The sequence below is a fragment of the Paenibacillus sp. MMO-58 genome (assembly GCF_037146255.1).
Lineage (GTDB): Bacteria > Bacillota > Bacilli > Paenibacillales > Paenibacillaceae > Pristimantibacillus.
The window spans coordinates 229,838-240,040 of sequence record NZ_JBBCVY010000011.1; the positions used below are offsets into that span (position 1 = coordinate 229,838).

A 10,203-nucleotide genomic window follows, 5' to 3' on the forward strand; every position below is an offset into this window, starting at 1 on the left:
GGTTATACGATTTATGTTAATTATGAATGAGAAAATAAAAGCAGCCGAGGTACGCCTCACCGGTCTAGACGGTGAATCGCTTGGCATCATGTCGCGCGAAGAAGCGCTTCAGATGGCGAAGCAGCTGAAGGTGGATCTCGTCTGCGAATCGCTGATGAGCAGTCCGCCTCCGTGCAAGCTGATCGTGCGCGGCGGCGCCAAGCAGCAGGCGAGCCAGCAGAAGCGGGCGGAGAAGGTGAAGGATCAGCCCGCGAAGGTGAAAGAGCTGCGGCTTAGCGTGGATATCGAGCAGCATGATTACGATACGAAGCTGCGGCAGGCTTCGAAGCTGCTGGAATCCGGCAACGCGGTCCAACTGGTTATCCGCATTCAGGGCAAAGAGGGAGCTCGGGCGAAGGAGCTGCTGGAGCAGCTGCTGAAGGATCTGAAGCCATACGGCACGAAGTTGACCGGCATTCAGCTTAGCGGCAAGCAAGCGGCGGTTCAAGTGAACCCCAATTAATTGACAGTCATGCCCATCCCATATATGATAATGATTATCAACTAGTAGAAACATAGGCTGCTTCGTCAATAAGAGGAGCAGCCTATGTTTTCGCGGTGAAATAGAAGCCTGGTAGATGACACATCTCGTATATGCTTATTTTTTTTCGAAAAAGGAGATCCAGATGCTTAAGAAGTTTTTTGCGTACTACCGGCCTTATCGTAAGTTGTTCCTGCTCGACTTCTGCTGTGCGGTTGTTCTGGCTGTTCTGGAATTATGCTTCCCGCTCGCGGTAAGCCATGTGATCGATACGCTTCTTCCGGAAGGGAATCTGAAGTTAATTATTGGCGCCTGCGCGATTCTGCTCGCCGTTTATGTGCTGAATACATTCCTGTCCTTTGTCGTGACGTATTGGGGACATATGCTGGGCATCAACATCGAGACGGATATGCGCAAGCGGCTGTTCGATCATGTGCAGAAGCTTAGCTTCCGATTCTTCGACAATACGAAGACCGGCCATCTCATCTCGCGTATGACGAACGATCTGTTCGAGATCGGGGAAGTGGCGCATCATGGTCCGGAGGATATGTTTATTGCCGTTATGACTCTGATTGGCGCGTTCGGCATTATGGCTTACATTAATCTGCCGTTGACGATCATGACGTTTATCGTCGTGCCGATTATTCTGGTGCTTGTTCTGTTCTTCAATGGAAAGATGACGAAGGCTTCCCACCGTCTCTTCGGAGATATGGCCGACTTTAATGCCCGCGTCGAAGATACCGTTGGCGGTATCCGCGTCGTTCAAGCCTTCTCTAACGAGAAGCACGAGAGCAAGCTGTTCGCAGGCAACAACAGCCGGTTCCGTCAAGCGAAGCTTATCTCTTACAAAATCATCGGTCTTAACTCGTCCATTACCTATTTCCTGATGAGGCTGGTTACGCTGTTTGTATTGCTTGCCGGTACTTGGTTCGTTATTAACGATAATCTGCATTACGGGGAATTCGTTGCGTTTGTGCTGATGACGAATATTTTCTTCAAGCCGATCGAGAAGATTAACGCCGTTATCGAAAGCTATCCGCGCGGGATTGCGGGCTTCCGCCGTTACGTGGAGCTGCTTGAGACCGAGCCGGATGTAGCGGACGCTCCAAACGCGAAGGCGGTCGACCGTCTTCATGGCGATATCGAATATCGCAACGTGACGTTTGGTTACGAAGGCGAAGCGAAGGTGCTGAAGGACATCAGCCTGTCGATTCGCGCGGGCGAGACGATCGCATTCGTTGGACCATCCGGTGCCGGCAAAACGACGCTTTGCAGTCTGCTGCCGCGCTTCTATGAAGTGGATGGAGGAAGCATCTCGGTGGATGGTCACGACATTCGCGATCTGAAGCTGGAATCGCTCCGCAAGCAGATCGGCATTGTGCAGCAGGATGTGTTCCTGTTCGCCGGTACGATCCGCGACAACATTACCTACGGTAAGCTTGGCGCATCCGACGCGGATATTATGGAAGCGGCGCGCCGCGCGAGACTGGAAGCGTTCATCCTGTCCCAGCCTGACGGACTTGATACGGTTGTCGGGGAGCGGGGCGTGAAGCTGTCCGGCGGCCAAAAGCAAAGGATGGCGATTGCCCGCATGTTCCTGAAGAACCCGCCGATCCTGATTCTGGACGAAGCGACTTCGGCGCTCGATACCGAGACGGAACAGGCGATCCAGCAGTCGCTGGCCGAGTTGTCCGAAGGACGGACAACGCTTGTTATTGCGCATCGTCTGGCGACGATCAAGAACGCTGACCGCATCGTGGTGGTGACCGAGAACGGCATCACCGAAGAAGGCCGTCACGAGGAGCTTGTAGCAACGGGCGGTATTTACAGCCGTCTGCATCAGGCGCAATTTGGAGCATTATAAGAGTTATTTAAGGGCTTGCCATCGCGGCAGGCTCTTTTTTACGAAAATTTTGCTCCATTCTGTAACTTTTTTTCGCAAAAATGCTACATTTAATGACGTTAATAATGTTACGATAGCCCCAAGTTAATCTCTTATACAGATCGTTGGAGGAGGTAGAGGACTTGGAACCGGAAATTCAAATGGGTAAAAGCTTGGCCCAGGCCCATCCAGGCGTACCCATATCATTAATTAAACTTCTAAGGCCCAAACAATGGACGAAGAATGCGCTGGTATTCGCAGCCCCCATATTCTCGCTCAGCTTATTGCACTGGTCGTTGTTTTGGCAGGCTATCATCGGATTCTTCCTATTCTGCTTTGTATCCGGGTGCGTGTATATCCTTAACGACTTCTTCGACAGAGAAGCCGACCGCAACCATCCGGAGAAGAGGTATAGACCGATCGCTTCGGGCGCGGTTAATCCTTATGTCGCTTTGGTCTTTGGCTTCCTGCTCCTCACGACCTCACTTACAACGGCCTTTATCTTCAACCCTCTCTTCAGCGGACTGCTTCTTGTGTACTTCCTCATGAATGTCGCTTACTCCATGAAGCTTAAGCATATCGTTATTATGGACGTTATGATTATCGCCTTCGGATTCGTGCTTCGCGCGATCGGCGGCGGATTAATGATTGATGTTCCCCTTACACCTTGGTTCCTCGTATGCACCATGCTCTTATCCCTGTTCCTTGCGATCAGCAAGCGGAGACACGAAATTTTCCTTCTTCAGAATGAGAAGGAGGGGCACCGGAAGGTGCTTGAGAAATATTCCATTCAATTGCTCGATCAGATGAGTAACATCGTTACGACGGCTACGATTATGGCGTACTCGCTGTTCACCTTCACCTCTGGCCGGACGGTGCAATTAATGTGGACGATCCCATTCGTTATCTATGGGGTGTTCCGTTACCTGTATCTCGTTCATATGGAAGGAAAGGGTGGCAAGCCGGATAAGGTGCTTCTCGAGGATAAGCATATCTTGGTTACGGTTGTGCTCTACGGTATTTCGGTTATCTTGATTCTACTCTTCTTGGAATAAGTGGTGATACTCATGTGGAATATGGTATGGATTCTGGTGTCTGTTATTATGGGTGCGGCGGGGCAGGTGCTGCTGAAGTTCGGAGCGATACATCCGAACGAGTCGATGTCCGGACCGCTTCGCATGCTTAACTTCTATAATGCCGGCGGTATCTTTCTATACGGGGCGAGCGCGTTGATCTGGATGTTCGTGCTGCGCAAGGTGGATCTCAGCTACGCGTATCCGTTTGTCAGTCTGGCTTATATTATCGTGCTGGTGGCTTCTTATTACTTCTTCGGGGAATCCATCAACACGTACAAAATCGCGGGGCTTATCCTCATCGTGGGCGGCATTGCCTTCATATCTAGAGCATAGCAGGGAGTGGTTGTTCTGCCTTATTTTCTCGCACCTCTCATCGGGTGGTTCGTATCCGGTGTCTTAAAATTTATGATCAACTATATTCGCTTCGGCAAAGAAGCGAAGCAGCGCGTTGGCAACGGAGGATTCCCCAGCACGCATACGACGGTGGTCACGACGCCTTCCATGCTGATCGGCCTGTCGGAAGGCTTCAACAGCCCGATGTTCGCGCTCGCCGTTGCGGTTACGTTTATCGTCATTATTGATGCCACAGGGCTCCGGAGGGCGGTCGGGCGCCATGCGGTGGCGATTAATATCATGACATCGGATTCTTCGGCTATTCAGCCTACTAAACTGCGGGAGAGCATGGGGCATACACGGCTCGAGATCATTGGAGGTCTCGTGCTGGGCATTCTGCTCGGCTATCTTCTATATGGGATTGCGGGGTAGCGTATGACCTATCCGCATTCGGTCGCAGATGATCTTGATGTCACCAAGGTTAGGAGTGCTAGCTTACATATGACTACGGTAACTGCCAAGGCGCATCTGATGAAAGGAGCCTTTATCCTATCCGGAACGGCGATGACCGGGCTTGTCTCTTTAAAGGGAACAGCCTTCCATGTCGCCATCGGCGTTTTGTGCTCCTTTCTTATCTTGTGCTGGGCAGCCTATAAGTCCGGGTATCTAGACAAGGTGATCCCGGTCATTCGGAAGAAGGACATCCTCCTTCCGCTGATCTTTGCTGTCGCGATAGACGTCAGCATGATTGATTATTTCTACAAGCAGAGAACGCTCAAGAACGTGCGGGAGATGCTGCGGGATACGGGCTATATGCCGTATAGCGACGAGATTGCCGCGGCGATCTCGGTTATCGTGGGAATCGTGGCTTTTTATTTCCTTTTCCTATGCGTCTATCTGCTCTGGCCTAAGCTGGCCGCGGTTGTCCTGGAATTCGCCAGAAATTTGACCAAGCTGGAGAAAAGGTACCTGATTGTCTCCACATTCGTGCTTGCAATTGTCGTTATTATCGCGTTTAACGTGAGCAGCGTTTTCTACGAGACAAGGGATCAGAGCGGGGAGATTGTCCGATTCGACGTCGTGTATACGACCGATACGGCGGATCTGGTGGACAGCAACGTGTACCTCAACATCAGCTCCGTGCAAAATGATCTCAAGCAGCCGCTGTTTGGCCTGTTCGCCTTGCCATTCGCGCTAGTTGGCATAGTCATCTCGAAGCTGTTCTTTTTCGTTCCGAACAGCTACCCGGTTATGATGCAGATCATTCAGGTATTCCTGCTGCAGATGGCGATGATTTTGATAAGCCGGATGCTGAAGCTGCGGTCGATCGACCAGCTGATTTTCCTGTTGTTCCTGAATGCGTCTTATCCGGTGTTGATGTTCTCTCTGAATATGGAGCAGTATATCTTCTCGTTGTTCTGGCTTATTCTCTTCCTCTATTCCTGCCAGTTCGGCTGGGGGCCGAAGGTGTATTATTTCATCGGTGCGGCAGGCTCACTTCTGACAAGCGCGGTATTATTCCCGTTATTGTCGAAGTCGAAGCAGCTGAAGAGAATTCTCAAGGACACGGGCAGGGTGGCGCTCCAGGCGCTAGTCATCATGGTCTTGTTCGGACGACTGCCGTTATTGCTTGAAGTCGTCTCATCGGTCAAGGAGAACATGGAGTTTACGGGGGCTGCCATCAGCTCCGGGGACAAATGGCTGCAGTATATGAACTTCGTAGCCTCCTGCTTCGTGAAGCCTGGCGCCGGTGTCGACAAAACGACCTTCGAGCATGTCTCGTATCAGCTGCATACGGTTCATTCCTTGAATATCCTCGGCTTAATTCTGATGATCCTCGCCGTAGCCGGTTTCCTGCTGCATTACAAGCAGCGTTTTATGAAAATTTGCGTCCTGTGGGTGAGCTTCTCCTTCGTTATGCTGTGCGTAGTGGGCTGGGGGACGGCTGAGAACGGGCTTATTCTGTACAGCTTGTACTTCTCATGGGCTTTCATGGCTCTGCTCTTCATGCTGATAGATAAACTGTTGGCCCGGCATCATTGGGTGAAATATTCCGTTCATGCACTGCTTCTTGTCGTCATGATCGGGCTGAATGCCCAGGGCCTGTACGATCTGATTCGGTTTGGAGCGGAGTACTATCCGGTATAAGAGTTGAGTTGCCATATTAGGAGGAGTCAAGATGCCAGTCAGAAGTTCTATTCTTCGTCTGCTGTTTATTGCTTCGGGAGTCTGCATGACAGCCTTGCTTACGCTAAGGGGAACGGCCGTTAATGTGCTTATCGGTCTGTTATGCTCTCTCTTGTTATTGTATTGGTTATCGTATAAACGTCAGGTTGTGGAGAAGGTTACGCAGGAGCTAAGTACCGGACGGATTTTCTTCGCCGCCTTGTTTACCCTTGTAGGCGTGTATTACCTGACGCAATACTCGTACATCAAGTACAGCAAGCTCTCCGGCGAGATTTTCCATCGAATCGGCCTCGATATTGGAGGTCATAACGATAAGGTGATTTCCATCGCGCTTGGGATCTGCTCGCTTCTTGCGGTGTTCCTGGTGCTCTGCTGGTTCCTGCCGAAGTTCTATGCAACGGCGAAGGAGCTCATTACCGGTCTGGATCGGTTGGAGCGGAGGTACTGGATCATCGCAAGTATAGTTATGGCGGTTGCCATCCTCACCATCTATAACCTGACGAACGTGTTTTATGGGGCGCATGATGCTGCAGGCAAGATCATCCCGTATGACGTCGTGTATACGGCAGACTCGATCGACCAGGTAGAGAGCAACGCATTCCTGAATATCGGCACGTTCGAGAATGATATCCGTCAGCCGTTGTTCGGCTTGTATGCCGCTCCGTTCGCTCTGATTGCGATGATCCTGTCTAAGGTGCTCTTTTTTATCCCGAACAGCTATCCGATTATGATGCAGATCATCCATGTGATTGTCATGCAGTTCGCCATGATTCTGCTTGCGAGAATGATGAAGCTGCAGTCGATGGACAAAGTCTTCTTCCTGTTGTTCCTGTCCTTCTCCTATCCTTTCCTGTTATTTATGTTTAATATCGAGCAGTACATATTCGCGGTATTCTGGCTGATTCTGTTCATCTACTCGTATCTGTTCCAGTGGGGGCGGAGGGATTTCTTCTTCATTGGCGCGGTAGGTTCCCTTGTGACGACGGGCATCCTGTTCCCGCTCTTGTCACAGGCGAGGAAGCTGAAGGAATGGATCAAGGATATGGCGGTGAACGCCTTCAAGTTCCTGGCTGCGGCTACGCTCTTCGGGCAGCTTCCGGTTATTCTCGAGACCCATACGGAGTACAAGGGACTGATGGCTTTCTCCGGTGCGGAAGTCACGACGCTCGACAAATGGTATCAGTACGTCAACTTCTTCGCCTCTTGCTTCGTATGGCCAAGCGCCGGGGAGGACCGGACAACCTTCGAGCATGCCTCCTATCAGCTTAGAATCGTAGATTCGCTTAATATTGTTGGCGTAATCATTCTGGTGCTGGCTGTCATCGGCTTCCTGCTTCATTACAAAGATCGGTTTGCGCAGATCTGCATGTTCTGGCTCGTCTTCTCCTTCGTTATTCTATTCGCCGTAGGCTGGGGTACCAAGGAGAACGGACTGATCCTGTATTCCTTCTATTATTCATGGGCGCTCTTCGCGCTGATCTTTAAGCTGGCGAATCGTCTGCTTGCCCGGGTGCAGCCGCTGAAGTTCGGCGTGTACGGGCTGCTGCTAGGCGTGATGGCGGTCATTAACCTTATCGGTATCTACGATTTGATTGATTTCGGTATTCGGAACTATCCGGCTTGACGTATGTTGAAGGAAGAGAGTCTGCCCGCAGCAGCTGGAACGGTTCGCCGTTCTTGCTGCTGCAGGGGCAGGCTTTTTTTCTGTGCAGTCTGTCCGGTTGGGAGAAAGAGGCCTCGCATCCACAAGTCGTGCATTGACGATCGGGGCATTGCATAGTACATTGGACTGAACCTAACAAAAAGATAGTGCGAGAGATAGAGAGGAGAGGGCCATATTGTCGGCAACGGCTGTAAAAGAAATATCCCCGCTAGTAGCGGCGCTTGAACTGAAGCCTCATGTGGAGGGCGGCTGGTACAAGGAGATTTGGAAAGCGAATTTTGAAATTCCGCAGGCGGTATTGGGCGAGCCGTATTCCGGACCGCGCTTTGCGGCATCTTCGATTTATTTCCTGCTTCATCCGGAGGAGTTCTCGGATTGGCATACGGTCCATTCGGATGAGCTGTGGCTGTGGCATTCCGGCAGTCCGCTTATGCTGACGCTGGGCGGCACGGGCGAGAACCCTGAAGTGCGCAAAGAGATTATCGTTGGAGGCGACGTTGCGAATGGCCAGCATCCGCAGGCGCTTGTTCCTGCAGCAGAATGGCAAATGGCGCGTCCGCTTGGGGATGAGCCGGTTCTGGTGTCTTGCATCGTAGCACCGGGCTTCCATTACGATGACTTCAAGCTGATCGAACGTAAATTTTAATGAAACCGGCAGAAAAGCTCTGGACGAAAAATTTCATTCTGCTGGCGTTATCTAATTTATTCTTATTCTTCGGTCTTGAAATGCTGCTGCCTACCCTTCCGCTCTTCGCGGATGAAAAAGGGGGCAGCGGTTCGCAGATCGGCATGATGCTGGGTATCTTCACATTCTCGGCCGTTGTGTCGCGTCTGCTCATTGGCATCGGGCTGAAGCATTTCGGCAAGCGCAAATTGCTCTTGATCGGCGTAACGATCTGCCTTATCGGTATGGCGTGTTACTATGCGGCCAACTCGATTTCGGCGTTGCTTGCGCTCCGCGTTGTTCATGGCTTCGGCTTCGGTATTGCTACGGCACTGTATGGCACGCTTGTATCCGACGCGATTCCCGCTGAGCGGCGGGGAGAGGGGATGGGCTATTTTGCGATGGGTAATGCCGTCTCCTTCTCGATCGGGCCGATGCTTGGCTTATGGCTTCTGGATCAGTACGACTATGCCGGCTTGTTCGGAGCCGGAGTGGTCTTCCTCGCGATTACGTTGGTGCTGACCTTGCTGGTTCGGCAAAAAGGCGCCCAATCCGTCGAGATTGCCGCGGCTGAAGCGGCTGCTACAGCGGAGCTTCATGCGGCAGGGGTGAAGCCTTCGCCATGGGCTGAAGTTATTGAGTCTAAGGTGCTTGTGCCTTCGATGCTTGGTTCGCTGGTTGGCTTTGCTTTCGGCGGCATGCTCAGCTTCGTAACGCTGTTCACCAAGGACATCGGCATTACGCAGACCGGCTACTTCTTCCTGGTTGTAGCGATCAGCGAGGTGTTGATCCGGTTCATCAGTGGTCCGTTGTTCGACCGAAAAGGACCGTTCTGGGTATTGTTCCCCACGGCGATCCTTTGTATGATCGGCTGCATATTGCTCTATTACACCGATTCCATGGCCATGCTGCTGCTTGCCGGCGTATTCTACGGCGCAGGCTTTGGCGCGATGTTCCCAGCCTTGCAGGCATGGGTCATTAACCTGGTGCAGCCGGAACGCCGCGGTGTCGCAACCGCGACGTACTACAACTTCTTCGATATCGGCATCGGGCTAGGCTCGATTCTGCTCGGTGTAGTCGTAACCGCGACAAGCTACACGACGATGTTCCTGCTGTCGGCTATCCTGTACGTTATTTATCTAGCTGTATACTTCATTTATCTGAGCCGCCAGCGCGCGCGGGCTCAAGGGTAACTTGAAAAGAGCGGTGCCTGGGGCACCGCTCTTTTTGTTGTGGGTCTTGTTTCGCTGTGACCTCGATCGTGACCCGAACTCGGCCTCGACCTTGTTCGCGCTGACTTATGTTGCACGAAGTGCAGCATAATGGGCGAGAATGGGGGCTTCTTGAGTGATACGCTGCACGGAATGCAGTATATTGCGCGAAATCAGCCTGTATCGGCTGCTTTTGAGCGAATACGCTGCATTTCGTGCAGGATAGAACTAGTTACTTGGCTCAAATGCTCCATTATGCTGCAATTCGAGCAACGTAGGCGGACGGTGGTACTTAAAGCTAGCTAGTTTAGGATTTATGTTGCACGAAGTGCAGCATACTGGGCGAGAATGGGGGCTGCTCGAGTGATACGCTGCACGGTATGCAGTATATTTCGCGAAAATCAGCTGGTATCGGCTGCTTTTGGGCGAATATGTTGCATTTCGTGCAGGATAAGATGATTACTTGGCTCAAATGCTCCATTATGCTGCAATTCGTGCAACGTAAGCGGACGGTGGTACTTAAAGCAGCTAGTTTAGGGATTTATGTTGCTCGAAATGCAGCATACTAGGCGAGAATGGGGGCTGCTCGAGTGATACTTTGCACGGAATGCAGTATATGCGCGAAATCAGCCTGTATCGGCTGCTTTTGGGCGAATATGCTGCATTT

The 10,203-nt window shown here is 51.6% G+C and carries 10 protein-coding genes; all 10 read left to right on the forward strand.

The annotated features are described in order from the left end of the window. Nucleotides 1–13 precede the first annotated feature (13 nt). The 10 genes from infC to WFJ73_RS27065 all read left to right on the forward strand — a co-directional run bounded on the left by infC (nt 14) and on the right by WFJ73_RS27065 (nt 9,518). Nucleotides 14–502, forward strand: coding sequence for a translation initiation factor IF-3 (infC, locus tag WFJ73_RS27020; protein ID WP_336776043.1), 489 nt, complete (start codon nt 14–16; stop codon nt 500–502). Nucleotides 503–665: 163 nt separating this feature from the next. Next, complete coding sequence (locus WFJ73_RS27025) at nt 666–2,384, forward strand: ABC transporter ATP-binding protein (RefSeq protein ID WP_336776044.1); 1,719 nt, start codon at nt 666–668, stop codon at nt 2,382–2,384. Between the two features lie 179 nt (nt 2,385–2,563). After that, nucleotides 2,564–3,457: a decaprenyl-phosphate phosphoribosyltransferase gene (locus WFJ73_RS27030; RefSeq protein ID WP_336776056.1), complete on the forward strand. Its 894-nt coding sequence runs from the start codon at nt 2,564–2,566 to the stop codon at nt 3,455–3,457. A 12-nt stretch (nt 3,458–3,469) separates the two neighbouring features. Then, on the forward strand, nt 3,470–3,811 hold the full coding sequence (locus WFJ73_RS27035) for an EamA family transporter (protein WP_336776045.1): 342 nt from the start codon (nt 3,470–3,472) through the stop codon (nt 3,809–3,811). Nucleotides 3,812–3,826: 15 nt separating this feature from the next. Beyond that, complete coding sequence (locus WFJ73_RS27040; protein WP_336776057.1) at nt 3,827–4,243, forward strand: divergent PAP2 family protein; 417 nt, start codon at nt 3,827–3,829, stop codon at nt 4,241–4,243. Nucleotides 4,244–4,312: 69 nt separating this feature from the next. Next, complete coding sequence (locus tag WFJ73_RS27045) at nt 4,313–5,959, forward strand: hypothetical protein (RefSeq protein WP_336776046.1); 1,647 nt, start codon at nt 4,313–4,315, stop codon at nt 5,957–5,959. 31 nt (nt 5,960–5,990) lie between these two features. Next, nucleotides 5,991–7,622: a hypothetical protein gene (locus WFJ73_RS27050; protein WP_336776047.1), complete on the forward strand. Its 1,632-nt coding sequence runs from the start codon at nt 5,991–5,993 to the stop codon at nt 7,620–7,622. Further along, the gene (locus WFJ73_RS27055; protein WP_336776048.1) at nt 7,619–7,759 is read left to right on the forward strand and encodes a hypothetical protein; all 141 of its coding nucleotides are present in this window, start codon (nt 7,619–7,621) and stop codon (nt 7,757–7,759) included. The genes WFJ73_RS27050 and WFJ73_RS27055 overlap by 4 nt, the downstream gene beginning before the upstream one ends. A gap of 77 nt (nt 7,760–7,836) precedes the next feature. Then, nucleotides 7,837–8,307: a cupin domain-containing protein gene (locus WFJ73_RS27060; protein ID WP_336776049.1), complete on the forward strand. Its 471-nt coding sequence runs from the start codon at nt 7,837–7,839 to the stop codon at nt 8,305–8,307. After that, nucleotides 8,307–9,518 carry an MFS transporter gene (locus WFJ73_RS27065; RefSeq protein WP_336776050.1) on the forward strand — a complete coding sequence of 404 codons (1,212 nt, stop codon included), beginning with the start codon at nt 8,307–8,309 and terminating at the stop codon, nt 9,516–9,518. Before WFJ73_RS27060 ends, WFJ73_RS27065 begins: the two co-directional genes overlap by 1 nt. Nucleotides 9,519–10,203: the final 685 nt, after the last annotated feature.

Coding starts and splice junctions, on each gene's coding strand:
- infC (WP_336776043.1), top strand. CDS start 14: ATGTTAATTATGAATGAGAAAATAAAAGCAGCCGAGGTACGCCTCACC.
- WFJ73_RS27025 (WP_336776044.1), top strand. CDS start 666: ATGCTTAAGAAGTTTTTTGCGTACTACCGGCCTTATCGTAAGTTGTTC.
- WFJ73_RS27030 (WP_336776056.1), top strand. CDS start 2,564: ATGGGTAAAAGCTTGGCCCAGGCCCATCCAGGCGTACCCATATCATTA.
- WFJ73_RS27035 (WP_336776045.1), top strand. CDS start 3,470: ATGTGGAATATGGTATGGATTCTGGTGTCTGTTATTATGGGTGCGGCG.
- WFJ73_RS27045 (WP_336776046.1), top strand. CDS start 4,313: ATGACTACGGTAACTGCCAAGGCGCATCTGATGAAAGGAGCCTTTATC.
- WFJ73_RS27050 (WP_336776047.1), top strand. CDS start 5,991: ATGCCAGTCAGAAGTTCTATTCTTCGTCTGCTGTTTATTGCTTCGGGA.
- WFJ73_RS27065 (WP_336776050.1), top strand. CDS start 8,307: ATGAAACCGGCAGAAAAGCTCTGGACGAAAAATTTCATTCTGCTGGCG.